25 protein-coding genes and 1 riboswitch are annotated in these 26,578 nt (G+C 71.4%); of the genes, 14 read left to right on the top strand and 11 right to left on the bottom strand.

Going from position 1 to position 26,578, the window contains the following annotated elements:
• Positions 1-71 precede the first annotated feature (71 nt).
• The gene (locus V5O46_RS01145; protein WP_408648851.1) at positions 72-1,871 is read right to left on the bottom strand and encodes a hypothetical protein; all 1,800 of its coding nucleotides are present in this window, start codon (positions 1,869-1,871) and stop codon (positions 72-74) included.
• A gap of 96 nt (positions 1,872-1,967) precedes the next feature.
• Positions 1,968-2,177 (bottom strand): hypothetical protein, encoded by a 210-nt coding sequence (locus V5O46_RS01140; protein WP_332882444.1) that lies wholly within the window; start codon positions 2,175-2,177, stop codon positions 1,968-1,970.
• A 130-nt stretch (positions 2,178-2,307) separates the two neighbouring features.
• On the opposite strand from V5O46_RS01140, the gene V5O46_RS01135 reads away from it, so the two are divergent.
• Positions 2,308-3,282 carry a carbohydrate kinase family protein gene (locus tag V5O46_RS01135; RefSeq protein WP_332882443.1) on the top strand — a complete coding sequence of 325 codons (975 nt, stop codon included), beginning with the start codon at positions 2,308-2,310 and terminating at the stop codon, positions 3,280-3,282.
• Between the two features lie 34 nt (positions 3,283-3,316).
• On the opposite strand, the gene V5O46_RS01130 is transcribed toward V5O46_RS01135, so the two are convergent.
• Positions 3,317-4,696, bottom strand: a complete 1,380-nt coding sequence (locus V5O46_RS01130; protein ID WP_332882442.1) for a cysteine desulfurase/sulfurtransferase TusA family protein — start codon at positions 4,694-4,696, stop codon at positions 3,317-3,319.
• Positions 4,697-4,955: 259 nt separating this feature from the next.
• Here V5O46_RS01130 and ctaC point away from each other — a divergent pair, with 259 nt between their 5' ends.
• The 4 genes from ctaC (at position 4,956) to V5O46_RS01110 (ending at position 9,461) form a co-directional block, all read left to right on the top strand.
• On the top strand, positions 4,956-5,915 hold the full coding sequence (gene ctaC / locus V5O46_RS01125) for an aa3-type cytochrome oxidase subunit II (RefSeq protein ID WP_332882441.1): 960 nt from the start codon (positions 4,956-4,958) through the stop codon (positions 5,913-5,915).
• Complete coding sequence (gene ctaD, locus V5O46_RS01120) at positions 5,912-7,660, top strand: aa3-type cytochrome oxidase subunit I (protein ID WP_332882440.1); 1,749 nt, start codon at positions 5,912-5,914, stop codon at positions 7,658-7,660. Before ctaC ends, ctaD begins: the two co-directional genes overlap by 4 nt.
• Positions 7,657-8,055: a cytochrome c oxidase subunit 4 gene (locus tag V5O46_RS01115; RefSeq protein ID WP_332882439.1), complete on the top strand. Its 399-nt coding sequence runs from the start codon at positions 7,657-7,659 to the stop codon at positions 8,053-8,055. Before ctaD ends, V5O46_RS01115 begins: the two co-directional genes overlap by 4 nt.
• Positions 8,056-8,183: 128 nt before the next feature.
• Positions 8,184-9,461, top strand: a complete 1,278-nt coding sequence (locus V5O46_RS01110) for a L,D-transpeptidase (RefSeq protein ID WP_332882438.1) — start codon at positions 8,184-8,186, stop codon at positions 9,459-9,461.
• A 34-nt stretch (positions 9,462-9,495) separates the two neighbouring features.
• Here V5O46_RS01110 and V5O46_RS01105 read toward each other — a convergent pair whose 3' ends face one another.
• Entirely contained in the window at positions 9,496-9,897 is a 402-nt protein-coding gene (locus tag V5O46_RS01105; protein WP_332882437.1) for a response regulator, read from the bottom strand.
• Between the two features lie 144 nt (positions 9,898-10,041).
• Here V5O46_RS01105 and ctaE point away from each other — a divergent pair, with 144 nt between their 5' ends.
• The 6 genes from ctaE to V5O46_RS01075 all read left to right on the top strand — a co-directional run bounded on the left by ctaE (position 10,042) and on the right by V5O46_RS01075 (position 17,203).
• On the top strand, positions 10,042-10,662 hold the full coding sequence (gene ctaE / locus V5O46_RS01100) for an aa3-type cytochrome oxidase subunit III (RefSeq protein WP_332882436.1): 621 nt from the start codon (positions 10,042-10,044) through the stop codon (positions 10,660-10,662).
• A gap of 66 nt (positions 10,663-10,728) precedes the next feature.
• The gene (qcrC, locus tag V5O46_RS01095) at positions 10,729-11,538 is read left to right on the top strand and encodes a cytochrome bc1 complex diheme cytochrome c subunit (protein ID WP_332882435.1); all 810 of its coding nucleotides are present in this window, start codon (positions 10,729-10,731) and stop codon (positions 11,536-11,538) included.
• Positions 11,535-12,608, top strand: a complete 1,074-nt coding sequence (qcrA, locus tag V5O46_RS01090) for a cytochrome bc1 complex Rieske iron-sulfur subunit (protein ID WP_332882434.1) — start codon at positions 11,535-11,537, stop codon at positions 12,606-12,608. The genes qcrC and qcrA overlap by 4 nt, the downstream gene beginning before the upstream one ends.
• A complete protein-coding gene (gene qcrB / locus V5O46_RS01085; protein ID WP_332882433.1) occupies positions 12,605-14,242 on the top strand; it encodes a cytochrome bc1 complex cytochrome b subunit in 1,638 nt (545 codons plus the stop codon). The genes qcrA and qcrB overlap by 4 nt, the downstream gene beginning before the upstream one ends.
• A gap of 140 nt (positions 14,243-14,382) precedes the next feature.
• A complete protein-coding gene (gene trpD / locus V5O46_RS01080; RefSeq protein ID WP_332882432.1) occupies positions 14,383-15,447 on the top strand; it encodes an anthranilate phosphoribosyltransferase in 1,065 nt (354 codons plus the stop codon).
• 83 nt (positions 15,448-15,530) lie between these two features.
• A riboswitch (SAM riboswitch) is annotated at positions 15,531-15,647 on the top strand.
• A 185-nt stretch (positions 15,648-15,832) separates the two neighbouring features.
• Positions 15,833-17,203, top strand: coding sequence for an aminotransferase class V-fold PLP-dependent enzyme (locus tag V5O46_RS01075; protein ID WP_332882431.1), 1,371 nt, complete (start codon positions 15,833-15,835; stop codon positions 17,201-17,203).
• Here V5O46_RS01075 and V5O46_RS01070 read toward each other — a convergent pair.
• The 7 genes from V5O46_RS01070 to V5O46_RS01040 form a co-directional block, all read right to left on the bottom strand.
• Positions 17,155-18,351, bottom strand: coding sequence for a glycerate kinase (locus tag V5O46_RS01070; protein WP_332882430.1), 1,197 nt, complete (start codon positions 18,349-18,351; stop codon positions 17,155-17,157). The genes V5O46_RS01075 and V5O46_RS01070 overlap by 49 nt on opposite strands.
• Before the next feature lie 22 nt (positions 18,352-18,373).
• Positions 18,374-19,789 carry an SLC13 family permease gene (locus V5O46_RS01065; protein WP_332882429.1) on the bottom strand — a complete coding sequence of 472 codons (1,416 nt, stop codon included), beginning with the start codon at positions 19,787-19,789 and terminating at the stop codon, positions 18,374-18,376.
• Between the two features lie 57 nt (positions 19,790-19,846).
• Positions 19,847-20,512 (bottom strand): response regulator transcription factor, encoded by a 666-nt coding sequence (locus V5O46_RS01060; protein ID WP_332882428.1) that lies wholly within the window; start codon positions 20,510-20,512, stop codon positions 19,847-19,849.
• Entirely contained in the window at positions 20,509-21,873 is a 1,365-nt protein-coding gene (locus tag V5O46_RS01055) for a sensor histidine kinase (protein WP_332882740.1), read from the bottom strand. Before V5O46_RS01055 ends, V5O46_RS01060 begins: the two co-directional genes overlap by 4 nt.
• 70 nt (positions 21,874-21,943) lie before the next feature.
• Entirely contained in the window at positions 21,944-22,258 is a 315-nt protein-coding gene (locus V5O46_RS01050; protein WP_332882427.1) for a small secreted hydrophilic protein, read from the bottom strand.
• Between the two features lie 138 nt (positions 22,259-22,396).
• Complete coding sequence (locus tag V5O46_RS01045; RefSeq protein ID WP_332882426.1) at positions 22,397-22,678, bottom strand: Lrp/AsnC family transcriptional regulator; 282 nt, start codon at positions 22,676-22,678, stop codon at positions 22,397-22,399.
• Positions 22,675-23,457 carry a rhomboid family intramembrane serine protease gene (locus V5O46_RS01040; protein WP_332882425.1) on the bottom strand — a complete coding sequence of 261 codons (783 nt, stop codon included), beginning with the start codon at positions 23,455-23,457 and terminating at the stop codon, positions 22,675-22,677. Before V5O46_RS01040 ends, V5O46_RS01045 begins: the two co-directional genes overlap by 4 nt.
• A 158-nt stretch (positions 23,458-23,615) precedes the next feature.
• On the opposite strand from V5O46_RS01040, the gene V5O46_RS01035 reads away from it, so the two are divergent.
• From V5O46_RS01035 to V5O46_RS01025, 3 genes are all read left to right on the top strand, one after another.
• Positions 23,616-23,855 (top strand): hypothetical protein, encoded by a 240-nt coding sequence (locus V5O46_RS01035; RefSeq protein WP_030679496.1) that lies wholly within the window; start codon positions 23,616-23,618, stop codon positions 23,853-23,855.
• A 77-nt stretch (positions 23,856-23,932) separates the two neighbouring features.
• A complete protein-coding gene (locus V5O46_RS01030) occupies positions 23,933-25,276 on the top strand; it encodes an NYN domain-containing protein (protein WP_332882424.1) in 1,344 nt (447 codons plus the stop codon).
• 232 nt (positions 25,277-25,508) lie between these two features.
• Positions 25,509-26,549 (top strand): C40 family peptidase, encoded by a 1,041-nt coding sequence (locus V5O46_RS01025; protein ID WP_332882423.1) that lies wholly within the window; start codon positions 25,509-25,511, stop codon positions 26,547-26,549.
• Positions 26,550-26,578: the final 29 nt, after the last annotated feature.

Here is a 26,578-nt window from a genome sequence, read left to right as displayed (position 1 = left end):
GGCCCCGACTCGTGCAGCGGACCTCGTGCCGAGGACCCCGTGCAGCGGACCCCGCGCGGAGGGCCTCACGGTCAGCCGGCGTCGGACGGCGCCGGAAGCCGCGCCCCCGGCTTGGCCACCGGGATCGGTTCGCCGTCGGCACCCACCACGGTCCGGTCGCCCAGCGGCCCGTCCAGCTGCACGGTCAGCTCGTACTCCTTGGCGATCAGGATGCACACCTCGCCAGGCCGGCTGGACTCGGTCACCCGGACCGTCACCCGGTCCGGCCCCTCGTCCGCCTCGGCCGTGTAGCCGGCGCAGACACCGCCGGTGAAGTGCACGGTCAGCTCCTCCCCCGCGGCCGTGTAGCCGGAGATCTCCACGTTCCGCGTCTCGGGGGCCGACGTCGGCTCGTCCGACGGGCGCGGCGCCGGCGACGGAGCGGCGGAGGTCAGATACACCGGGTCCACCGCCGGATACGTCACCGTGTAGCCGTCCGTCGCGCCGGGGGCGCGCACCTCGAACAGCCAGGACGGCACCAGCGTCTGCCGCCCCTGCACCGGATGCGCGGCCAGTCCGAACACCGCGCGCTCGACCGTGATCGTCTCCTGCTTCGGCACACCCGTCGACGCCGCCGGATCGCACGGCGCCACCGCACCGTCCGGCACATCACCGTCCGGAACGTCACCGACCGGGGCGTCCTCCTCCAGCGGCACGGACGTGGCGCAGCCGCCGATGCCGGCCCGCGGCCCCGTGCCCGGCGCCGCGTTCATCAGTGCGAGGGTGCGCTCCGCGTCCAGGACGGGGTAGGCGTCCCCCTTCACCGGTGTCTTGAGCTGACCGCTGCCGCCGGCCGGCTCACCGTCCGCGCCCACGTTCACCCCGGTCGTCCAGCCGTACGTGGGCAGCCCACCGACCACCGGCTCGGCGTTCACCACCCGCTGGGCACCCATCACCTGGGTGGCGTCCAGCTTGGTGTCGTCCTGGCCCACCGCCTTCAGCACCGGCGCCGCCGCCTTCTTCGCCGCCGCCTCGCTCACCGGCTCGGCGTCGGCCGGCGGAACGGGGCAGGACGGGCCCATCCTGCAGTTGTCGCTGCCCGGCACCGACCGGTGGAACGTCCAGGTGCCCGGCGCCTCCATGGTCACCCGCAGCAGCGGCCCCGCGCCGTCCTTGGCGGACCCGACCGTCCAGGACTCCCCCCGGGCCACCGGTGCGCCCTCCACGCCGAGGGCCTCCGCGAGCCGGGCCACCTCCTCCTCGGTGACCTTCCCCTTCGTCCGGTACACGGGTGCCGAGTCCGGGCCGTCCGGGAGTGGTCCTTCGGCCCGGTAGACGACGCCGTACGGGTCGGGCTCGCCGGGTGCGATGCCGTTCGAGCCGCTCTCCGCCGGGTCGGCGGGCTCGGCGTAGCCGTCCAGGGCGAGCGGCGGGGGAGTGTCGTCGCCGGAGGCCCCGGACGTCGTACCGCCGCCGGAGCCGCCGGACGCGGTCGTGGCGAGGTAGGCGCCGCCGCCCCCGACCAGCAGCACGGCAGCCGCCACCGAGGCGGCCACCACCGACGGGCGCCGCACCCTCGGGCGCCGCTCTCCGGTGGCCCCGGGGGCCACCACCCCCGGGGCCTCTTCTCCGCCGGTTGCCTCTCCGCCGGCTGCCTCTCCGGCGGGGTGAGCGGCTTCCTCGGGGGTCTCCTCGCGGGTCTCCTCGCGCGGTTCCTCGGGAATCTCCTCGCGGGTCTCCTCGCGCGGTTCCTCGCCGGTCGGCTCCGGCGCGCCGTCCTGCGCGTCCGCCGCGGCGCCCGCGGTCTCCTCGGCGTCCCGCGCGGAGCCGGCGGGCCCGGCGGCACCGGCACCGGCCTCGGCGTCGTCGTGGTCGGGTCGCTCGGTGTTCACCGCATCGCTCCTTCAGCTGTTACTGGGGGACAGCGATGGGACGCGGCGGGGGAACATCCGGTTCCCGTACCGGCGGAGCGGGTCGCCCGGCCGGCCTCAGTCGCCGTAGTCGGACATCGCGTCCAGCAGCCGTGCCGAGGCCGGCGGCACGGTGATCCCGTGGATCCGCGACGGGGAGACGTGCGGTGCGGCTGCCCGCTCGCCGGGCGGCCAGTGCGGCACCATCCGGGCGCAGTCGCCGCGCAGCGACGCCAGGTCGCCGTCCGGGTCGGCCGGGGCGGGGGAGTGGAACTCGAGGTTCGTCATGACCCGACCGTAGACACGCCGCGGCCTGCGAAGAAAGATCTACTATCGGGTAGTTTTGCCTCCTTCAGTGCCACCCCGCAGACCGGGTAGCGTGAACTGTCAATCCGCCTCTTCCAGGAGAGTCCACGCCGTGCGCATCGCAGTCACCGGCTCCATCGCCACCGACCACCTCATGACCTTCCCCGGCCGTTTCGCCGACCAGTTCGTCGCGGACCAGCTGCACACGGTCTCGCTCTCCTTCCTGGTCGACAAGCTCGATGTGCGCCGCGGCGGAGTCGCCGCGAACATCGCCTTCGGCATGGGCCAGCTCGGCACCCGGCCGGTGCTGGTCGGCGCCGCGGGCGCGGACTTCGACGAGTACCGCGCCTGGCTGGACCGGCACGGCGTCGACACCGGCTCCGTCCGCATCTCCGAGACCCTGCACACCGCCCGCTTCGTCTGCACCACCGACGCCGACCACAACCAGATCGGCTCCTTCTACACCGGTGCCATGAGCGAGGCCCGCCTGATCGAACTGAAGACCGTCGCCGACCGGGTCGGCGGCCTCGACCTCGTCCTGATCGGCGCGGACGACCCGGAGGCGATGCTCCGGCACACCGAGGAGTGCCGCTCGCGGTCCATCCCGTTCGCCGCCGACTTCTCCCAGCAGATCGCCCGGATGGAGGGCGAGGAGATCCGGATACTGCTGGACGGGGCGACGTACCTCTTCTCCAACGAGTACGAGAAGGGTCTGATCGAGTCCAAGACCGGCTGGACGGACGAGGAGATCCTCGGCCGGGTCGGCCACCGCGTCACCACCCTCGGCGCGCAGGGCGTGCGCATCGAGCGGGCGGGCGGGACCCGGATCGAGGTCGGCTGCGCCGAGGAGGAGCGCAAGGCCGACCCCACCGGCGTCGGCGACGCCTTCCGCGCGGGATTCCTGTCGGGACTCGCCTGGGGTGTCTCCCTGGAGCGTGCGGCGCAGGTCGGCTGCATGCTGGCGACGCTCGTCATCGAGACGGTCGGCACGCAGGAGTACCAGCTGCGCCGGGCGCATTTCATGGACCGGTTCACCAAGGCGTACGGGCACGACGCCGCGGCGGAGGTCCGGGCCCACCTGGCCTGAACCGCGACCCGGCCCCGCGCCCCCGGTCGGGCGGTCAGGCCGTCCGGCGGACCACGTACGCCGTTCCCCGGTCCGCCGGCTCCTCGCCCAGGTACTCCTGGCCCCGCATCGCGCACCACGCCGGGATGTCCAGCCGTGCGGCCTCGTCGTCGGCGAGCACCCGCACCCTGCCGCCCACCGGGACCTCGCCGATGACCTTGGCCAGCTCGATCACCGGGAGCGGGCACAGCTTGCCGAGCGCGTCCACGACGAGGACGTCCTCCTCACGCACGATCGAGACCGCGCTCGGCGCCCCCAGCTTCTCGCGCACCCCGGCCACCGCCCCCGGCAGCACCTCCAGGAACCGTACGACGTCGTCGGTGGCCGTCCCCGGCGGCAGCGAGACCCGGACGTTGCCCTCGCTCAGCACCCCCATCGCCTTCAGTACATGGCTCGGTGTCAGCGTGCTGCTCGTGCAGGACGATCCGGACGAGACCGAGAAACCCGCCCGGTCCAGCTCGTGCAGCAGAGTCTCCCCGTCGACATAGAGACACGAGAAGGTGACGACACCGGGCAGCCGTCGCACCGGATCGCCGACCACCTCCACATCCGGCACCAGTTCCGGCACCCGCGCCCGGATGCGCTCCGTCAGTTCCCGCAGCCGTGCACCCTCCCGGGCCGCCTCCGCCCGCACCGCCCGCAGTGACGCCGCGGCCGCCACGATCGCCGGAATGTTCTCGAAGCCGGCCGCCCGCCCCGACTCCCGCTCGTCCACCGGCCCTTGCGGAGCGAACCGCACGCCCTTGCGGACCACGAGCAGCCCGACCCCGGACGGCCCGCCCCACTTGTGGGCGCTCCCCGTCAGCACGGACCAGCCGCCGGACACCGGCCCCCAGCCCAGCGACTGCGCCGCGTCCACCAGCAGCGGTACCCCGGCCGCCCGGTACGCCTCCGCCACCTCGGCCACCGGCTGCTCGGTACCCACCTCGTGGTTGGCCGACTGCAGACAGGCCAGCGCGGTGTCCGCACGCAGCGCCGCCGCGTAGGCCGCGGGGTCCACCGACCCCGCCCGGTCGACCGCCACCCGGGTGACCGTGCCGCCGTCGGCCTCGTGCACCTCGGCCGCATGGAGCACCGAGGAGTGTTCGACCGCTGACACGATCAGGTGGCGTCCGGTGCGCCGCCGCCCCGCCAACGCCCCCGCGACCCCCGTGTGCACGGCACGTGTCCCGGAGGAGGTGAACACCAGCTCGTCCGCCCGGCACCCCACCGCCTCGGCGGCAGCCTCCCGCGCCGCGTCGAGCAGCATCCGGGCCCGCCGCCCCTCCCGGTACAACCGCGCGGGATCGGCCCACCCTTCGTCCAGCGAAGCCTGCAGGGCCTGCCGGGCGACGGGATGCAGCGGGGCCGCGGACGCGGCGTCGAAATATGCCATACGACAACGCTAGAACGCGGGGCCGGACGACGGCCGCAAGGGGCGTGCTGAACTGCGTACCGAAGCCGCCGCACACCCGCAGCCGCCAAACCAGCGAACACCCCGGGCTACTAGGTACCCCTCCCCGCGAACCCTCGAAGAGGGTGGGCTAGGGTTTGGTCCGCATAAACATCCAAACCCCTGCCCGACGCAGGGCCGCGACCGACCAGCGAGAAGGCCGCAGCCGACCGCGCGGGCGAGACTCTCGGGAAGGCGCTACGTGAGTCCCAACGGCTCCGACCGCTCGCCGCGGCGCCCGATGCGGCGGAAGCTGCTGCAGGCACTGACCGCGGGCCTGGTCCTGGCGACCGCCACCGGTTGCACATACGAGGACTTCCCCCGCCTCGGCATGCCCACTCCGACCACGGAAGAGGCTCCGCGGATCCTCTCCCTGTGGCAGGGCTCCTGGGCCGCCGCGCTCGCCGTCGGCGTGCTGGTGTGGGGCCTGATCCTGTGGAGCATCTTCTTCCACCGGCGCAGCCGCACCAAGGTCGAGGTTCCTCCGCAGACCCGGTACAACATGCCCCTCGAGGCGCTGTACACGGTGGTTCCGCTCGTCATCGTCTCGGTGCTCTTCTACTTCACGGCCCGCGACGAGTCGGAGCTGCTCCGGCTGGAGGACAAGCCCGACGTCACCGTCAACGTCGTCGGCTTCCAGTGGAGCTGGTGCTTCAACTACGTCGAGAACGTCGAAGGCTCCACCGGTGACGCCAAGCAGTCCGAGGAACTGAACGCGATCCCGGACCGCTTCAGGGAGGACTTCCCGGCCGACGCCGGCGGTGTCTACGACTGCGGTGTCCCCGGCACCCGGAACCCGCAGACCAACAACCCGGGCCCGACCCTGTGGCTCCCCGAGGGCAAGCGGGTCCGCTTCGTCCTGACCTCCCGGGACGTCATCCACTCCTTCTGGGTGGTGCCGTTCCTGATGAAGCAGGACGTCATCCCGGGCCACACCAACGCCTTCGAGGTGACCCCCAACAAGCAGGGCACCTTCCTGGGCAAGTGCGCCGAGCTGTGCGGCGTGGACCACTCCCGGATGCTGTTCAACGTGAAGGTCGTCTCCCCTGAGCGCTACGAGCAGCACCTCCAGGACCTCGTGAAGAAGGGGCAGACCGGTTACGTTCCCGCCGGCATCGCGCAGACGAGCCACGAGAAGAACCGGGAGACGAACCAACTGTGAGCATCCTCAACGAACCCCAGGGTGCCGCGGCAGCAGGGGCCGCACCCGAAGAGGGGTACGAGAACGAGCTGCCGGTACGGCGCAAGCAGCCCGGCAACGTCGTGGTCAAGTGGCTCACCACCACCGACCACAAGACGATCGGCACGCTGTATCTGGTCACCTCGTTCGCGTTCTTCTGCATCGGTGGCGTCATGGCGCTGTTCATGCGCGCCGAGCTCGCCCGGCCGGGCATGCAGATCATGTCGAACGAGCAGTTCAACCAGGCGTTCACGATGCACGGCACGATCATGCTGCTGATGTTCGCGACGCCGCTGTTCGCCGGCTTCGCGAACTGGATCATGCCGCTGCAGATCGGCGCGCCGGACGTGGCCTTCCCGCGGCTGAACATGTTCGCCTACTGGCTGTACCTGTTCGGCTCGCTGATCGCGGTGGGCGGGTTCCTGACCCCGCAGGGCGCGGCCGACTTCGGCTGGTTCGCCTACTCGCCGCTGTCCGACGCGGTGCACTCGCCGGGTATCGGCGGCGACCTGTGGATCATGGGTCTGGCCTTCTCCGGCTTCGGCACCATCCTCGGCTCGGTCAACTTCATCACCACGATCATCTGCATGCGCGCCCCGGGCATGACCATGTTCCGCATGCCGATCTTCACCTGGAACGTGCTGCTGACCGGTGTGCTGGTCCTGCTGGCCTTCCCGGTGCTGGCGGCGGCGCTGTTCGCGCTGGAGGCGGACCGCAAGTTCGGCGCGCACATCTTCGACTCGGCCAACGGCGGTGCGCTGCTGTGGCAGCACCTGTTCTGGTTCTTCGGGCACCCAGAGGTGTACATCATCGCGCTGCCGTTCTTCGGCATCGTCAGTGAGATCATCCCGGTCTTCTCCCGCAAGCCGATGTTCGGCTACATGGGTCTGATCGGCGCCACGATCTCGATCGCGGGTCTGTCGGTGACGGTGTGGGCCCACCACATGTACGTCACGGGCGGTGTGCTGCTGCCGTTCTTCTCGTTCATGACGTTCCTGATCGCGGTACCGACGGGCGTGAAGTTCTTCAACTGGATCGGCACCATGTGGAAGGGCTCGCTGTCCTTCGAGACTCCGATGCTGTGGTCGATGGGCTTCCTCATCACCTTCGTCTTCGGCGGTCTGACCGGTGTGATCCTGGCTTCGCCGCCGATGGACTTCCACGTCTCGGACTCGTACTTCGTGGTGGCCCACTTCCACTACGTGGTGTTCGGCACCGTGGTCTTCGCGATGTTCGCCGGCTTCCACTTCTGGTGGCCGAAGTTCACCGGCAAGCTCCTCGACGAGCGCCTGGGCAAGATCACCTTCTGGACGCTGTTCATCGGCTTCCACGGCACCTTCCTGGTCCAGCACTGGCTCGGTGCCGAGGGCATGCCGCGGCGCTACGCGGACTACCTCGCCGCGGACGGCTTCACCGCCCTGAACACGGTCTCGACGATCAGCTCGTTCCTGCTCGGCATGTCGCTGCTGCCGTTCTTCTACAACATCTGGAAGACGGCCAAGTACGGCAAGCCGGTCGGCGTGGACGACCCGTGGGGCTACGGCCGTTCGCTGGAGTGGGCGACCACCTGCCCGCCGCCGCGGCACAACTTCCTCACCCTGCCGCGGATCCGCAGCGAATCCCCGGCGTTCGATCTGCACTACCCCCAGATCTCGGCCATGGACCAGCTGGAGAACGTCCCCCAGGGTGACAAGGCCCTCGCCGGCGGCAAGGAGGCCGGGAAGTGAAGATCCAGGGCAAGATGTTCATGTGGCTGAGCGCCTTCATCCTCGTCATGGCGGTGGTCTATGGCGTGTGGTCGAAGGAGCCGGCCGGTACCACGGCCCTCTTCCTGGCCTTCGGGCTCGCCATCATGATCGGCTTCTACCTCGGCTTCACGGCCAAGCGGGTCGACGTGGGTGCGCAGGACAACAGGGACGCGGATGTCGCGGACGACGCCGGCGAGCTCGGGTTCTTCAGCCCGCACAGCTGGCAGCCGCTGTCCCTGGCCATCGGTGGCGCCTTCGCCTTCCTGAGCATCGCCATCGGCTGGTGGCTGATGTACTTCTCGGCGCCGCTGATCCTCATCGGCGTCTGGGGCTGGGTCTTCGAGTACTACCGCGGTGAGAACCGCACGCAGTAGCACAGGCCGCAGGCCCGAAGGGCCCGGACACTCCGTCAGGAGCGTCCGGGCCCTTCTTCTGCGCGGGCCCGTCCCCCGTCCGGACGACCCACCGCGCAGCCGCTGACGGACCTTCCTAGCGTGAGGTCATGAGCCACAACCCATACTTCCAGGCGCGGGGGCGGCGTACCGCCGTCGGCTGCACGCTGCTGGTGGTCGCCCTGGGCGCGGGCGCGGCCGGCTGCAGCGGCGACGACAACCCGCTGGCCGCGGCGCCGTACGACGCGGCCGACCAGATCTCCTTCAGCGGCCCCGTCGGCGCGGGGAAGAAGGCCGACCCCGACAAGCCGCTGGAGGTCGTGGCCGAGGACGACGACGGACGGATCACCGACGTCACCGCCATGGACGCCGCAGGACGGCGTGTGGCGGGCGAGCTCTCCGCCGACGGCTCCCGGTGGCACAGCACCTCCCCGCTGGCCGCGGGAGCCCAGTACACGGTCCGGGTGAGCACCGAGAACGGCGACGGGCAGCCCGGCCGCAAGGTGCTCACCTTCGAGACGGGCCGGCCCGCCACGAAGAAGCGGCTGAACATCTCCTTCGGCCCCGAGGCGGGCACCTACGGCGTCGGCCAGCCCATCACCGCCGAACTGAGCCTGCCCGTCAAGGACCCGGCACAGCGCAAGGTGGTCGAGCGGGCCCTGAAGGTGGAGTCCACGCCGGCCGTGGAGGGCGCCTGGCACTGGGTGGACGACAAGAAGCTGCACTACCGCCCCAAGGACTACTGGCCCGCCCACGCCACCGTACGGGCCCGCAGCACCCTGCACGGCATCAAGATCGGCGACCGGTTGTGGGGCGCCCCCGCCAAGCCGCTGAAGATCGGCATCGGGGACCGCCTCATCGCCGTCACGGACGCCTCCGCGCACGAGATGACGGTCTACCGCAACGGCGAGGCGATCCGGCGGATCGCGGTCACGGCGGGCAAGCCCGGATTCGAGACCCGCAACGGCATCAAGGTGGTGCTCGGCAAGGAGCCCTTCGTCCGGATGCGCAGCAGCACCGTCGGTATCGCCGAGGGCTCCTCGGAGTCGTACGACCTGCCCGTCTACTACGCGACCCGGGTCACCTGGAGCGGCGAGTACGTGCACGCCGCCCCCTGGTCGGCGGGCTCCCACGGCTACGCCAACGTCAGCCACGGCTGCGTCGGCATGAGCACCTCCAACGCGGAGTGGTTCTTCGACACCGTCCGGGAGGGCGACCTGGTCCAGGTCGTCAACTCCTACGGCGACTCGATGGAGCCGTTCGGCAACGGCTTCGGCGACTGGAACCTCGACTGGAGGAAGTGGCAGACCGGCAGCGCCCTTACGGGCGGCAACCCGAACGCCCCCGGACCGGACGAGGCGGCACGTCTCCGTCCGAGGGCGGTGTGACGAAGGGCGCGGGACCGGAGGACGAGGCGGACTCCTATGCGCTCTGCAGCCGCTTCTGCCGGAGCAGCGCCGCCAGCGCCGACGCGAACTCCACCGGCTCCACCGGCAGGGTGACCGCGGCGTCGGCCCGGCTCCAGGTCGCCAGCCAGGCGTCCTGCGGACGCCCGATGAGCAACAGCACCGGCGGACAGCGGAAGATCTCGTCCTTGATCTGCCGGCACACGCCCATGCCGCCCATCGGCACCGCCTCGCCGTCGAGCACGCAGACGTCGACGCCGCCCTTCTCCAGCTCCCGTACGACGGCGGCCGGGGTCGCGCACTCCACGAACTCGACCACGGGTGCGTCCGGAGCGGGCCGCCGGCCCGTCGCGAGCCGCACCTGTTCGCGGGTGTTGGAGTCGTCGCTGTAGACCAGCACCGTGGCGGTCGGCTGCATGCTTCCTCCGTGACGTCAGCGTCGTAAGGACGGGCCGTTGGGCGGGATGCTACTCCCTGGAACATCACGTCAACACCGGTCCGGAACAGGGAGACACTCCGAACGGCACCCCCCGGAGTGAGGGCGGGATAAGCGACCGACATAATGTCGGTCGTGGCGACAGCAACGACAGTAGATACCGGGCACGCGCACCCGTCGGTCAACCGGCCGAACCTCACCAGCGTCGGAACCATCATCTGGCTGAGTTCCGAGCTGATGTTCTTCGCGGCCCTCTTCGCGATGTACTTCACCCTGCGATCGGTGACCGGCCCGGACTTCTGGTCCGAGAAGGCCGACGCGCTGAACTTCCCGTTCTCCGCGACGAACACCACGATCCTGGTGCTCTCCTCCCTCACCTGCCAGCTCGGCGTGTTCGCCGCCGAGCGCGGTGACGTGAAGAAGCTCCGGGGCTGGTTCATCGTCACCTTCATCATGGGTGCGATCTTCATCGGCGGTCAGGTGTTCGAGTACACCGAGCTGGTCAAGCACGAGGGCCTGTCGCTCTCGTCGGACCCCTACGGCTCGGTCTTCTACCTGACCACCGGCTTCCACGGCCTGCACGTGACGGGCGGTCTCATCGCCTTCCTGCTGGTCCTCGGCCGCACCTACGCGGCCCGGAGGTTCACCCACGAGCAGGCGACCGCCGCCATCGTCGTGTCCTACTACTGGCACTTCGTCGATGTCGTCTGGATCGGCCTCTTCGCCACGATCTACATGATCAAGTAGCCGCGGTCCGCTCCCGCGCACATCCCAGAAGCATCGACGCAGAAGATCCTGACACCGGGGTAATCCGTGAAAAAGCTCTCCGCACGACGACGCCATCCGCTGGCGGCACTCGTCGTCCTACTCCTCGCGCTGGCATGCACCGGGGGGCTCTACGCCGTGGCCGCACCAGCGGACAAGGCGCAGGCCGACGTAACGGCCCAGTCCCTCGCCATCGACGAGGGCAAGAAGCTCTATGCCGTCGGCTGCGCCAGCTGTCACGGCACCGATGGTCAGGGCACCACCGACGGCCCCAGCCTGGTGGGCGTGGGCGCCGCGGCCGTGGACTTCCAGGTGGGCACCGGCCGCATGCCGGCGCAGCAGCCGGGCGCGCAGGTTCCGCGCAAGAAGGTCATCTACTCGCAGGCCGAGATCGACCAGCTCGCGGCGTACGTCGCCTCGCTGGGCGCCGGCCCGGCCATCCCGACCGAGGAGCAGTACGGCGCCGAGGGCGCGGACATCGCCGAGGGCGGCCTGCTGTTCCGCACCAACTGCGCGCAGTGCCACAACTTCACCGGCAAGGGCGGTGCCCTGACGCACGGCAAGTACGCACCCGACCTCGAGGGCGTCGACCCGAAGCACCTCTACGAGGCCATGCAGACCGGCCCGCAGAACATGCCGTCCTTCCCCGACACCGTGCTCACCGAGCAGAACAAGAAGGACATCATCGCGTACCTGAACGCGGTCAACAGCGGTGAGACCGTCTCCCCCGGCGGCCTCTCCCTGGGCGGCCTCGGGCCGGTCAGCGAGGGCCTCTTCGGCTGGATCTTCGGCCTCGGTAGCTGCATCGCCGTCGCTGTGTGGGTCGCCGCTCGGACCGCAAAGGCCAAGAAGTCATGAGTAGCCAAGACATTCCCGAAGAGAACCTGCCCGCAGAGCGGTCCGCAGGACACGACGACAACGCGCACGGCGAGCTGGGCGTCGCGGACGACCGGAACCCGTTCGCGGACCCGGGGCTGCCGCCCCACGAGCACCGGATCCAGGACGTCGACGAGCGGGCCGCCAAGCGCTCCGAGCGCTCCGTCGCCCTGATGTTCACGGTGTCCATGCTGGCGACCGTCGGCTTCATCGCCGCGTTCGTGGCGATCCCGCACGACAAGTCGATCTACGTCTGGCCGATCGGGCACCTCAACGCGCTCAACTTCGCGCTGGGCCTGACCCTGGGCGTGGCGCTGTTCTGCATCGGTGCCGGTGCCGTCCACTGGGCGCGCACCCTGATGTCCGATGTGGAGATCGCCGACGAGCGTCACCCGATCGAGGCATCCCCCGAGGTCCGCGAGAAGGTCTTCGCCGACTTCAAGCAGGGCTCCAAGGAGTCCGGGATCGGCCGTCGCAAGCTGATCCGCAACACCATGTTCGGCGCCCTGACGCTGGTGCCGCTCTCCGGTGTCGTGCTGCTGCGCGACCTCGGCCCGCTGCCCGAGGACAAGCTGCGCCACACCCTGTGGTCCAGGGGCAAGCTGCTCATCAACCAGAACACGCACGAGCCGCTGCGTCCCTCCGACATCGCGGTGGGCTCGCTGACCTTCGCCATGCCGGAGGGTCTGGACGAGCACGACCACGGGTTCATGAACGAGATCGCCAAGGCCGCCCTGATGATCGTCCGGATCCAGCCGGAGGACATCAAGGACAAGCGCGAGCTCGAGTGGTCGCACGAGGGCATCGTCGCCTACTCGAAGATCTGCACCCACGTCGGTTGCCCGATCTCCCTGTACGAGCAGCAGACGCACCACGTCCTGTGCCCCTGCCACCAGTCCACCTTCGACCTCTCCGACGGCGCCCGGGTGATCTTCGGTCCCGCCGGTCACGCTCTGCCGCAGCTGCGTATCGGCGTGAACGACGAGGGCTACCTCGAAGCGCTCGGCGACTTCGAAGAGCCCGTCGGTCCTTCCTTCTGGGAGCGCGGATGAGCACTACATCCAATGAACAGCCCCGCTCTCGCGGGAAGGCACCGGCCGGCGAGCGCGTCGCCGACTGGGCCGACGGCCGGCTCGGGATCTACTCCCTGGCCAAGGCCAACATGCGCAAGATCTTCCCGGACCACTGGTCCTTCATGCTGGGCGAGATCTGCCTCTACAGCTTCATCATCATCATCCTCACGGGTGTGTACCTGACGCTGTTCTTCCACCCGTCGATGAACGAGGTGGAGTACCACGGCAGCTACATCCCGATGCAGGGCCAGCTGATGAGCGAGGCCTACAAGTCGACGCTCGACATCAGCTTCGACGTGCGCGGCGGTCTGCTGATCCGGCAGATCCACCACTGGGCGGCGATCATCTTCCTCGCCGGCATGTTCGTGCACATGATGCGCGTCTTCTTCACCGGCGCGTTCCGCAAGCCGCGTGAGATCAACTGGCTGTTCGGCTTCCTGCTGTTCGTCCTGGGCATGTTCACCGGTTTCACCGGCTACTCGCTCCCGGACGACCTGCTCTCCGGTACCGGTGTCCGCTTCACCCAGGGCGCGATCCTGTCCGTGCCGATCGTCGGCACGTACATCTCGATGTTCCTGTTCGGCGGCGAGTTCCCCGGCGACGACTTCATCGCCCGGTTCTACTCGATCCACATCCTGCTGCTGCCGGGCATCATGCTCGGCCTGGTGGTGGGCCACCTGATCCTGGTCTTCTACCACAAGCACACGCAGTTCGCGGGCCCCGGCAAGAACAACAAGAACGTCGTCGGCATGCCGCTGCTGCCGGTGTACATGGCCAAGGCCGGCGGCTTCTTCTTCCTGGTCTTCGGCCTCATCGCGGCCCTGTCCGCCGTCGCGTCGGTCAACCCGATCTGGAACCTGGGCCCCTACCGGCCGGACCTGGTGTCCACCGGCGCCCAGCCCGACTGGTACATGGGCTTCGCCGAGGGCCTGGTCCGCGCCATGCCCGGCTGGGAGGTCAACTTCTGGGGCCACACGCTGGTGCTCGGCGTGTTCGTGCCACTGGTGATCTTCGGCCTGTTCCTCGGCGCGATCGCCCTGTACCCGTTCATCGAGTCCTGGGTCACCGGGGACAAGCGTGAGCACCACATCCTGGACCGCCCGCGCAACGCCCCGACCCGCACCGGCTTCGGTGTCGCCTGGATCACCGCGTACATGATCATGCTGATCGGCGGTGGCAACGACATCGTGGCCACGCACTTCGACCTGTCGATCAACGCGGTCACCTGGTTCGTCCGCATCGGCTTCTTCGCCGGTCCGGTCATCGCGTTCGTGATCACCAAGCGGATCTGCCTCGGCCTGCAGCGCCGGGACAAGGAGAAGGTGCTGCACGGTCGCGAGACCGGCATCATCAAGCGCCTGCCGCACGGTGAGTTCATCGAGGTGCACGAGCCGCTCAGCCAGGAGGCGCTGCACAACCTCACGGCGCACGACCAGTACCAGCCGGCCGAGATCGGCCCGGAGGTCGACGAGAACGGCGTCCGCCGCAAGGTGAAGGGCTCCGAGAAGCTCCGCGCCAAGCTCAGCAACGCCTACTACGGCGAGGGGAACCAGATTCCCAAGCCGACCGTCGAGGAGTACCAGGAGATCACCAGCGGCCACGGCCACCACTGATCCTCCCGCGTCGCCACATCCGCCAGGGGCCCCGTCCGGTGTTCGGACGGGGCCCCTGGCCGTGCCGCGGGGTCGATAGGGTGGAGCCTGTCCCCGGACTCCGGCCCGCCGGATTCCCGTCTACGACCCAGGAGCGGCTGATGAGCGCTGTGACCCCCGCTGGAGGCGACACCGCGGCGGGCCGCACCTGGCCCGCCCTGCTGAACGGTCTGCTCGGCGGCCGTGACCTGACGGCGGACGACACCGCCTGGGCGATGGACCTGATCATGCGCGGCGAGGCCACCGACGCGCAGATCGCCGGGTTCGCGGTGGCGCTGCGCGCCAAGGGCGAGACCGTCGAGGAGATCACCGGTCTGGTCCGCACGATGTACGACCACGCCAGGGTGATCGAGGTGCCGGGGGACACCGTCGACATCGTCGGCACCGGCGGCGACGGCGCCAGGACCGTCAACATCTCCACCATGTCCGCGATCGTCGTGGCAGGCACCGGCGCCAAGGTCGTCAAGCACGGCAACCGCGCCGCGTCCTCGGCCTCCGGCGCCTCCGACGTGCTGGAGAAGCTCGGCGTCAACCTGGAGCTGACACCGCAGCGGGTGGCGGAGGTCGCCGAGGAGGCCGGGATCACCTTCTGCTTCGCCGTGAAGTTCCATCCGTCGCTGCGGCATGTGGCCGCCGCCCGCGGCCAGCTCGGCATCCGGACCGTGTTCAACTTCCTCGGTCCGCTGACCAACCCCGCCAAGGTGCGCGCCCAGGCCATCGGCGTCGCCGACGCCCGGATGGCGCCGATCATCGCCGGTGTCTTCGCCGAGCGCGGCAACTCCTCGCTGGTGTTCCGCGGCGACGACGGCCTCGACGAGCTGACCACCACCGCCACCTCCCGGGTGTGGGAGGTCCGCGACGGCAAGGTCGCCGAGGAGACCTTCGACCCGCGCGACGTCGGCATCGAGCTGGTCCCGGTGGAGGCGCTGCGCGGCGCCGACGCCTCGTACAACGCGGACGTGGCCCGGCGGCTGCTCGACGGCGAGCAGGGCCCGGTGCGCGACGCGGTGCTGCTGAACTCGGCGGCGGCCCTGGTGGCGCTCCGGCCGGGCACCGGCCCGCTGACCGACCGGATCCGCGCCGGGATGGCCAAGGCCGCCGAATCCATCGACTCGGGGTCCGCCAAGCGGATTCTGGAGCACTGGGTGGCGGCCAGCAACGCCTGAACACCGCCCCGTGGACGAGCCGTACGTCCCGCGATCCGGACCCGGGTTGCGGGACGTCGATCGTGTCGCGTACTTTCCTCCCAGGTCATGAGCGACAGTCATGCGGCCCCGGCCGACTGTCCGGCAACCCTCCGTCCGTGGCGGGGTGCCCCGGGTGAGGACCAGGTCGCGGACAGCAGGGTCTGCGGCAAGCGCGGACCCCTCACACGCCGCTGATCGGGGCGTGGGGCCAGGGGTCCTGGTCGTTCGAGGGAGCCTTCCGTGAATCAGCGAATGCGCTAGGGCCGCCGAGCCCCGCCTCCGCACCCCTTTCGCCATTCCCTTCCACGCTCGAGCCGTGCGCGCTCGCGTGGTGGGTTCCGCCTGCCTGTACGGGAGTACCCCCATGTCTGTCACCACCGCTGCCGCCGACCGGTCCGTCCGTACCCCGCTGCCCGTGCTGGGCCGGGATGTCACCGTCCCGCTCGTCACCGGCGGCGAGGTCGGCTACGCCGCCCTCGACTACGCGGCCAGCGCGCCCGCGCTGCAGCGGGTCTGGGACGACGTCGCGGCCTACGCGCCGTACTACGGCAGCGTGCACCGCGGCGCCGGATACCTGTCGCAGCTCTCCACCGACCTGTTCGAGAACGCCCGCCGGGCCGTCGCCGGGTTCCTCGACTGCCGCGACGGGGACCAGGTGGTCTTCACCCGGTCCACCACCGACTCCCTCAACCTGCTCGCCGCCGCACTCCCGGCCGGCTGCCGGGTGTTCGTCTTCGAGACCGAGCACCACGCCTCGCTGCTGCCCTGGCGGGACGCCGACGTCACCTACCTGGACGCCCCGCGCACCCCCCGCCGGGCGGTGGAGACCCTGGAGCGCGCCCTCGCCGACCGCGAACCGTACGGCCCCGCACTGGTCTGTGTCACCGGCGCCTCCAACGTCACCGGCGAGCTGTGGCCGGTGCGCGAGCTGACCGCCGCCGCGCACGCCCACGGTGCCCGTATCGTCCTGGACGCCGCGCAGCTCGCCCCGCACCACCCGGTGAGCGTGACCGACCTGGACGTCGACTGGGTCGCTTTCTCCGGACACAAGCTGTACGCCCCCTTCGGCTCCGGGGTGCTGGCCGGCCGCGCCGACTGGCTGCGCGCGGCCGAGCCGTACCTGGCGGGCGGCGGCGCCAGCCGCAGGGTCGGCCGGCGCGCCGACGGGGGAGTGGACGTCGAGTGGCACGACAGTGCCGCCCGGCACGAGGCCGGCTCGCCCAACGTGATCGGTGCCTACGCCATCGCCTCCGCCTGCCGGGCGCTCACCGAGGCCGGGTTCGACACGCTGGTCGCCCGCGAGGGCCGGCTGATCGACACCGTCCGGGAAGGCCTCGCCGACGTCCCTGAGGTGCGGTTCCTGTCCCTCTTCGGCGACGACGCGCCCAGGGTCGGAGTGCTCTCCTTCGTCGTCGACGGCTGGAACAGCTCCCACTTCGCCGCCGCGCTGTCCGCCGAGTACGGCATCGGGGTGCGCGACGGGCTGTTCTGCGCCCACCCGCTGGTGCGCACCCTGCTCGGCAGCGACCCGCAGACGCAGGGCGAGTGCGGGTCGCCCGAGGCCGCGCCCGGCGAGAAGTCCCTCAACGCCATCCGGGTCAGCTTCGGCGCGGGCACCCCGGACGAGCACGTCGAGCGGTTCGTGACCGCCGCACGGGAGCTGGTGCGCAACGGTGCCCGGTGGAACTACCGCACCGAGGACGGCCGTTGCGTCCCTGACACCTCGGGCGCGTGAGCCGGCAGCCGCGCGCCCAGCAGGATCATCCGCAGAGCCCGCTCCGTGGCGTCCGTGAGCAGTTCCGCGCCCCGCACCAGCGCCTCCGCCAGGGCCATCGGCGCGGGCAGGATGCCGTGGCAGGCGTCCACCCCCGGCACCTCCTGCGCGCCCTCGCCGAGGGTGCCGGCCAGGGCCAGCACCGGACGCCCGTAGCGCTTGGCCCGGCGGGCGACCTCGGCCGGTACCTTGCCGCGCGGCGTCTGGTGGTCCAGGGCGCCCTCGGCGGTCAGCACCAGGTCGGCGCGGGCCAGGCGCTCGTCCAGGTCCAGCTGGTCCAGCAGCACCTCGAAGCGGGGCAGCAGCGTGCCGCCCAGGGCCGCCAGGCCCGCGCCCAGCCCGCCGGAGGCGCCGGTGCCGGGGCCGGAGCGCAGATCGGTGCCGGTCCCGGCCAGGTCCCGGGTGAGGACGTACGCCCAGTTCTCCAGCCCGGCCGAGAGCTGCTCGACCTGCGCCGGGGTGGCGCCCTTCTGCGGGCCGAACACCCGGGCCACACCCCGCTCGCCGCACAGCACGTTGAACGGGTTGCAGGCCACGACCAGCTCGACGTCGCGCAGCCGGGGGTCCAGACCGGTCCGGTCGATCCGCGCCAGGCGGGTCAGCTCCCGCCCGCCGGGCGGCAGTTCGAAGCCGTCCGCGTCCAGCAGCCGGGCGCCGAGGGCCTGGAGCGCTCCGGCGCCCCCGTCCGAGGTGCCCGAGTCACCGCAGCCGACCAGGATGCGCCGCACCCCGGTGTCCAGCGCGGCGCGGATCAGTTCGCCGACGCCGTACGTGGTGGTGGCGCCCGGGTCGCGCAGGGCACGCGGCACCAGGGCGAGGCCCGCCACCGCCGCCATCTCCACCACCGCCGTGTCCCGGGAGCCGAGCAGCGCGAAGTGGGTGCCGACCCGCTCGCCGACCGGGCCGGTCGCGGCCAGCGCCACCAGCCGTCCGCCGGTCGCGGCGGCCAGTGCGACCGCGGTGCCCTCGCCGCCGTCCACCAGCGGGACACGGTCGATCTCGGCGACCGGCAGGACACGGCGCACCCCGGCGGCGATGGCGTCGGCGGCGGCCTGGGCGGACAGGGACTCCTTGAAGCCGCTGGGGGCGACGACGACACGGTTGAGCATGGCGGGACTCCTTCGGACTGCGTCAGCGGGTCACGGGCACGCCGAGCAGCGGCCAGACGGCGGTGGCGAAGAGCAGCACGAGCGCGGCGGTCAGCGGGGCCAGCACGGCGGACAGCCGCAGCAGGTCGCGCGGGGTGTAGGTGGGGGTGCCGGGCAGCTCCGCGAAGAGGGTGACCGGCTTGGCGGAGGCCGGAAGGGTGTGGCAGAACCCGGCGGCGGCCGTGGACGCCAGTGCCGCGGCGACCGGGTTGACGCCCGCGCCGACGGCCGCGGCGACCACCAGCGGGACCAGCACCGAGGCACGGGCCGACCGGGACTGCAGCACCAGATGGGCCGCGGTGCTGACCGTGACCACCACGGCGAGGAAGACGCCCGGCCCGATGTCCACGGGCAGTCCGGACACCAGCCATGTCGCGGCGCCGGAGTCGGCGAGCGCGACGCCCATCGCCATCGTCGCCGCCATGAACAGCAGCAGCGACCAGGGCACCGTCCGCAGCGCGTCCTTCAGCCGGACCGTGCCCAGGGCGGGGGAGGCCGCGACGACCGCGCCGATCAGGGCGACGACCGCGGGCGGCACCCGGTGCAGCGGCTCACTGCACCACAGGGCGACGACGGTGGCCAGCAGCAGGGCGCAGCGCTTCTCGGGCTGTGTCCAGCAGCCGGTGACCGGGTTCTCGCTGTGCCGCTGGATCTCCTCCGCCGTGATCCGCACCGGACCCCTGCGATCCGCGCGCCGGGTCGTGGTCCACAGCACCGTCTCCGCGGCGAGGTGCGATGAGGCCGCGGCCAGCGGCAGGCCCAGCAGCAGCCATTCGGTGAAGCCGATCCGGTGCCCGGTCGCCTCCCACAGCACCGACACCGTGATCAGATGGGCGCCGGCGCCGATCAGCGTCGCCACCGCCGACAGCAGGATCACCGTCGGGAACAGCAGCGCCAGCATCACCACCAGCCGCCTGCGGTCGGCGAGCGCCCTGGCCAGCGCCAGGAACACCGGCAGCGCAAGCGCCGCCCGGCCCGAGGTGGCCGGCACCGCGAACGCCGTGACGACCAGCGCGGCGGTGGTCAGATGCACCAACTGCCGTACCGTGCGCGCCCCGCCGACCAGGAACGCCGCCGCCCGGCCCGCGAGCCCGGTCCCGGTCACCGCCGCGGCCAGCACGAAGGCGCAGATCAGCAGCCACACCGTGGAGTCGCCGAGAGTGCCGAACAGGGTGTCGCTGCTGATCACGCCGGTGGCGGTCAGCGCCAGCCCGGCGCCCAGTGCGATGTAGGTGTCGTCGACCGGCGTGCCGATCCAGGCGCAGGTGGCCAGGGCGAACACGGCCAGGGTCAGGCGCGCGTCGCCGCTCAGGCCGGGGAAGCCGGCGGGGACCGCCAGCAGCGCACACAGCGACAGCGCCGTGCACAGGGCCGTGGTCAGGCGGAGGTTCGGCGTCACGTCATCGAGGGTTCACCGGTGCCGTGAGCCGTCGATGAGCCGCACATGAAGGAAACTTCACCAGGCCGGGAGCCGGTACCCCATCCCGCGCACCGTCTCCACCGCGTGCGCCCCGAGCTTCTTGCGCAGCGCCCGTACGTACACGTCCACGATGTTGGAGCCCGGGTCGAAGTCGTAGCCCCACACATGGGAGAGGATCTGCTCGCGGGAGAGCACCTGCCCCGGGTGGCGCAGGAACAGCTCCAGCAGGACGAACTCACGCGCCGTCAGATCGACGGTGCGCTCCCCGGCCCGGGCCCGGCGGGTGCGCAGGTCCAGGCTGAGCGCACCCGACCTCAGCACCGTCACCTCCGGCGCCCGGGCCGCCGTGCGCAGCCGCAGCCGGATGCGGGCGAGCAGCTCCTCGAACCGGAACGGCTTGGTCATCCAGTCGTCGGCGCCGCCCTCCAGACCGGCCACCGTGTCCCGGACCGAGTCCCGCGCGGTCAGCACGATCACCGGGGTGCTCACCCGGGCCTCGCGCAGCGCGCGCAGCACCGTGAACCCGTCCCGGCCGGGCAGCCCGATGTCCAGGACGACCAGATCGAAGCCGCCGGTGAGCGCGTAGGCGTGGCCCGCCTCGCCGTCGGCGACGACGGTGGTGGTGAAGCCGTTGGCGCGCAGGCCCTTCTCGACGAAGGAGGCGATGCGTTCCTCGTCCTCCACGATGAGGATGCGGTTCATGGTCCCGTCTCTTCCAGGGTGAGTACGAAGGTGGCGCCGCCGCCCTCGGTGCCGTGCAGCCGGACCCGGCCGCCGTGTCCCTCGGCGATCGCCCGGACGATGGCCAGCCCTAGCCCGGCGCCCTGGCCGCGCGCCCCGCGGCGGGTCGTGCCGCGCCGGAACCGTTCGAAGATCACCTCGGCGTCGGAGGCCCGGACACCGGGGCCCGAGTCGGCGACGTAGAGGGAGACGGTCCCGGACCCGGCCCGGGACCCTATGCGGACCGTCTGGCCGGGCGCGGTGTGCTGCACGGCGTTCTGCGCCAGCTGCACCATGGCCTGGGTGATCCGCTGCGGATCCAGCCGGACCTCGCGGTCGGCGACCTCGTCCAGCACCCAGTCCCGGTCGCCCAGGGTGCGGGCCTTGACGAAGACGTCGGCGGTGAGCTCGGCGAGCTGCACCGGCTCCGGGGCGACGAAGTCGGGGCGCTCGGCCTTGGCCAGCAGCAGCAGGTCCTCGACGATCCGGCTCATCCGGTCCAGTTCGTCGGTGACCAGCCGGACCGTCTCCTCGCGCTCGGCGGGGTCGTCGCCCATCAGCTCCAGATGGCCCCGGACGATGGTGATCGGGGTGCGCAGCTCGTGACCGGCGTCGTCGACGAACTGCCGCTGGGTGGCGAAGGCGCGCTCCAGCCGGTCGAGCATCGCGTTGAACGTCTCGGCGAGGGCGGCCACGTCGTCATGGCCGTGCACCGGGATCCGCCGGGTCAGGTCCTGCTCGGTGAGCTGCGCCGCCGTGGTGCGCACCAGCCGCACGGGTTTGAGGATCCGGCCGGCGACCACCCAGGCGATGCCGATCGTCATCAGCAGCGCCACGCCGGAGATGGCGAGCAGCACCCGGAACACCTCGTCGGCGCGGGCCTGCTCCCGCCCCGGGTGGAAGGCGACCACGAACGCCGCCTCCGGCTCGCCGCCGTACCGGGCCACGTCGACCTTGGCCCAGCGGATCTCGCCCTCCGGCCGGTCCAGGGTGCCGGTGGAGTGCGGTGAGGCGTGGATACGGCGCCGGGCGTCGGGGTCCCGGTGCAGGGGCAGCGGGGCCGGGATCTCGCGCTGCTGGATGATCTGCGCCGGGTCGCCGCCGGGCTCGCCCACCAGACCGACGAGTTCCTCGTCCAGGTCGGCGTACTGCCGCTGCAGGAACACCTTCAGCAGGCGGCCCGGGTCGGTGAACGGGCGGCCGGTCTCCGGGTCGAAGCCCTGCCCCTCGAAGTTGGCGAACTCGGCGGCCTCCTGCGCCAGCAGGTTGTTGATCCGCTGGTCGGTGTCGCGCAGCAGGATCGACCGGGTGGTCGCGGCCACCGAGGCCAGCGCGACCGCCATCACCAGCAGCAGCCAGAGCAGGATGCGGACCCGCGCGGAGACCCGCCGCCGCTCACCCCAGCCGCCACGGTCAGCCGTCGTCGCCGCCCGGTCCGTCGTCGTCGGCTCCGTCGCCGGTCGCCGTGTTCCCGGTGGTCCGTCCGCGGTCGTCGTCATCGTCGTCATCCGGGGGGCTGTCGGTCACCGGTGGCCGGGACACCACCTGGTCGCTGGGGGTCGGCCCGGGCCGGGTGGGCGTCGGCTCGGGCGAGCCGCTCTCGAGCTCCACCCGGGCCGGGACCCTGGGATCCGGTGGACTGTCGGTGAGCGCGAAGCTGGTCGCGGCGATGCCGAGCGGGATCAGGACGACGGCGGCGAGGGCCGCCATCCGGCGTGAGAAGACCATGCGGCACATCCTGCGCGGCACATCCGGTGGCCCGGATGAGGCCCGGATGAGAGAGCTTTCATCTGCCCCTGGTGGTTCTCGGTTGTCTGCGGGGCCGTCGGCGGCCGGTCGCGCGGTTCCCCGCGCCCCCTCGGGGCGCTAGTTGTCGAGCCCGATCGAGAACGCGGCCTCCAGATCGTGCTGCGAATACGTGCGGAAGGCGACATGCGTGTCCGTGCCCTCGACCCCGGGGATCTTGCTGATCCGCCCGGGGATGACCTCCGCCAGCTCCTCGTGCTCCGTGACCCGCACCATGGCGATCAGGTCGTACGTGCCGGTGACGGAGAAGACCTCGCTGACGTTCTCCAGCGCGGCGATCCGCTCCGCGATCTCGGGGATCCGGTCCACGCTGGTCTTGATCAGGACGATCGCGGTGATCACGGCTGGTTCTCTCCCTCGGAACGGGCACTGGGGGCGTGCCTCACTCTAGTCGCAGGCCCTGCGTCCGCGGCCCCGCGCCCGAAGCGCAGCCAGGCGTAGCCGAAACCCAGGCCGAAGCCGACCAGGTGGGCCAGGTACGCCACCCCCGGCCCGTCACCGGCCCGGCCCGCCGCGAGCCACTGCACGGCCGCCCAGAACGGCAGCACCACCCAGGCCGGGAAGCGCAGCGGCAGGAAGAACAGGAACGGCAGCAGACTGGTCACCCGGGCCCGGGGGAACAGGTACAGAAACGCGCCGAGGACCGCCGAGATCGCCCCGGAGGCGCCCACCAGGGCCTGCTGGGCGTCGGCATGGGCCGCCGCGTAGGCCAGCAGCGCCAGAAAGCCGCAGCCGACGTAGAACAGCAGGAACTGCAGCCGGCCCATCCGTTCCTCGGTCATCGCCCCGAAGACGTGGAGGAACAGCATGTTGCCGAGCAGATGCACCCAGCTGCCGTGCACGAACAGCGCGGTGGCCGGGGTGAGCGCGGCCCGGGGTGAGTCCTCGAACAGTTCTGCCGGGATCACGCCCCAGCGCCGGAACCAGGTGTGCTGGGCCGCCAGCAGTTCCTCGCCGGAGCCGTACGCCGGGCCGACGCCGGAGACCGGGCCGACCAGGAACACCAGGCAGCACACGGCGATCAGCCCGTAGGTCACCGGCGTGGCCGCCCCGCCGCCGGTGCGGCCCGAGCCGGCCGACCGGACCGTCCGGCCGACGGCCGTGCTCCAGTTGCGGATCATGGGTACAGAGCATGGCGTAACGGGGCGCATCCGACCGGACCGCCTCGCCGCCGTGGACGGACGGGCGCCCGGTGCCCGCCAGGCCGTAGGGTTACGTGCCACGCGCACCGGGGAGGCCGGTGTGTCACGGACACTGGAAGAAAGCGAACACAGTCACGATGACGGTTCCCCTGCCGACCGACACGACGCGGTGGCGCTGCACGCTCTGCGGCAACCTCACCCGCTTCGACGTGACCCGCTCGTCGAAGGTCGTCGAGTACGTCCACCTGGACCTGGCCGGTGAGCCGAAGGTCGAGGAGCGCGAGGTGGTCAGTGAGACCATCGAGTCGGTGCGGTGCCGCTGGTGCAATGCCGTGGACCAGGTGGAGCTGGTGGACAGGCCGGGCGCCGGTTCCTGACGGAGCGGTGCCCCAGCGCGGCCGACGGGCGTACGGTACCGGGACCGCGCACGGACGTGACGTTATTGGGGTGACGGATGGTGGAGACACACGGCGGGGGGCCGGACGACGGCACCGCTGAGGTGCTCGACCGTCCACTGCCCGACGGCGTGCGCCGCCGCGTCGTCCAGATCGTGTCCGACGGGTTCGGCGGTCTGACCGTTGCCGAACTGCCCGCCCAGCTGCGACAGTACGCCCGGTTCGCCCCGAATCGCCGGGCCAAGTTCGCGGGCAATGCGATGGCCGCCGCGCTGGAGACCGACCCGCTGTTCCGCCAGCGCATCGGCGACCGGCTCAGAGACGCCCAGCCGGAGCTGTCCGGCGCCCTGGAATCCGGCTCGCCGCCCCCGGCCGCGGACCCGCTGGACGTGGCGGCCGCGGCCTACGTGCTGCGCCCGGCCGGCTGGGTGAAGCTGGTGGCCGCCGCCGGTGAGGAGGCGCAGCGGGCGGACGCCGAGCGCGCCGACGAGGAGAGCCGCGCCGAGCTGGAGCGGCTCCGTGCGGAACTGGCCCGTGCCCGGGAGCACACCCGGACGGAGGCCGAGCGGCTGCGCGGCGAGCTGGAGGCGGCGAAGAAGGAAGCCGAATCGCTTCACCGCAAGCTGCGTTCCGCGCTCAGCGACGTCAAGCGCGGCGAGGCGGCGCTGCGCAAGGCGCACGCCGAGACGGAGGCCGTCCGCACCGAGGGGCAGGCACAGATCTCGGCCGCGGAGAGCGAGACCCGCCGGCTCAAGGCGCGGCTCGGGGAGACGGAGGCCGCCCTGGAGGCGGCGCGCCGGGCCGCCCGCGAGGGCCGCAGCATCGAGGACATGCGGGTGCGGCTGCTGCTCGACACCCTGCTCGACGCCACCCAGGGGCTGCGCCGGGAGCTGGCGCTGCCGCCGGTGTCGGTGCGGCCGGCGGAGACCGTGGACGCCGTGGAGCCGGGCCGGATGACGCCGAAGGACATCGCCGCGCGTGCGCTGTCCGAGCACGATCCGGCCATCCTGGACCAGCTGCTGGCGCTGCCCCAGGCCCATCTGGTCGTCGACGGCTACAACGTCACCAAGACCGGCTATCCGCAGATGCCGCTGGAGAAGCAGCGGCTGCGGCTGCTCGGCCAGCTCTCCCAGCTCGCCGCGCAGACCGGCGCCGAGGTCACCTGCGTCTTCGACGGGGCCGAGCTGGCCGCGCCGGTGCTCCTCGCGCCGCCGCGCGGGGTGCGGGTGCTGTTCTCCAAGCCGGGCGTCACCGCCGACGAGCTGATCCGCCGGCTGGTCCGGGCCGAGCCGCCCGGCCGCCCGGTGGTCGTCGCCTCCACCGACCGCGAGGTCGCCGACGGCGTGGCTCGCGCCGGCGCCCGGCCGGTCGCCTCTGCGGTGCTCCTCAAGCGGCTTTCCTGACCCCTGGTTCGCATCCGCCCCAACGGCAACGTACGGCAGCTATGCCCGAATTGACGGTTCCGTCACGCAACGTAGCGTCAATCCGGGAACACACCAGGTGAGTTGCGGGTAAAGAATGCGGTGGGTAACCGGGATTTTTCGGCGGAGGATTTGAACTGATCACGAGTGGGTCACTAGGGTCTGGCCTCGAACCCGCGAACGGGTGATCACTCACACGAAGGAGTTCGCCTCCGTGGCGTCCCACCGTCGACCCAAGCAGCCCAGCCGCGCGCGCGTCACCGTGCTCACCACGGCCGCCGCCGCCGCTGTCGCCCTCAGCTCGCAGGCCGCCAACGCCGCGCCCGGCGAGAAGCCGAGCAAGGACGAGGTCAAGGCCAAGGTCGACAAGCTCTACCAGGAGGCGGAGCAGGCCACCGAGAAGTACAACGGCGCCAAGGAGAAGCAGGAGAAGCTCCAGAAGGAGATCTCCACCATTCAGGACAACGTCGCCCGCGGCCAGGAGGAGCTCAACGAGCTGCGCGACGGCCTCGGTTCGCTGGCCAGCGCCCAGTACCGCTCCGGCGGCATCGACCCCTCCGTGCAGCTGTTCCTCTCCGCGGACCCGGACGACTACCTCGACAAGGCCTCCACGCTCGACCAGTTGAGCAGCCAGCAGGTCGACTCGCTGAAGAAGATCCAGGAGAAGCAGCGCGACCTGGCCCAGCAGCGCGCCGAGGCGTCCGAGAAGCTCAAGGACCTCTCCGCCACCCGCACCGAGCTGGGCAAGAAGAAGAAGGAGGTGCAGGGCAAGCTCTCGGCCGCGCAGAAGCTGCTCAACAGCCTCACCGCCGCGGAGAAGGCCGCCCTCGCCGCCGAGGAGCAGCGCGCCACCCGCACCAGCGAGCGCCAGGCCCTCTCCGGCTCGCCGGCGTCCGCCTCCGGCCGGGCCGGCGCCGCGTTCTCCGCCGCCCAGAGCAAGATCGGCACGCCGTACGTCTACGGCGCCACCGGCCCCTCCTCCTTCGACTGCTCGGGCCTGACCTCCTGGGCCTACGCCCAGGCCGGCGTCTCCATACCCCGCACCTCCGAGGCCCAGTCCTCGTACGGCACCCGTATCTCCTCGGTCAACGACCTGCAGGTCGGCGACCTGGTCTTCTTCTTCAACGACCTGCACCACGTCGGCCTCTACGCCGGCAACGGCCAGGTGCTGCACGCCCCGCGCTCCGGCACGGTCGTCCGCTACGAGTCGATGAACACCATCGGCGGCCCGTTCATGTGGGGCGTCCGCGTCTGACGCGCCCCGGCGGACCGGCGTCCGGACCG

Source organism: Streptomyces poriticola, assembly GCF_036689765.1.
In the GTDB taxonomy this organism is placed as follows: domain Bacteria; phylum Actinomycetota; class Actinomycetes; order Streptomycetales; family Streptomycetaceae; genus Streptomyces; species Streptomyces poriticola.
This window is presented reverse-complemented; position numbering and strand designations above follow the sequence as displayed.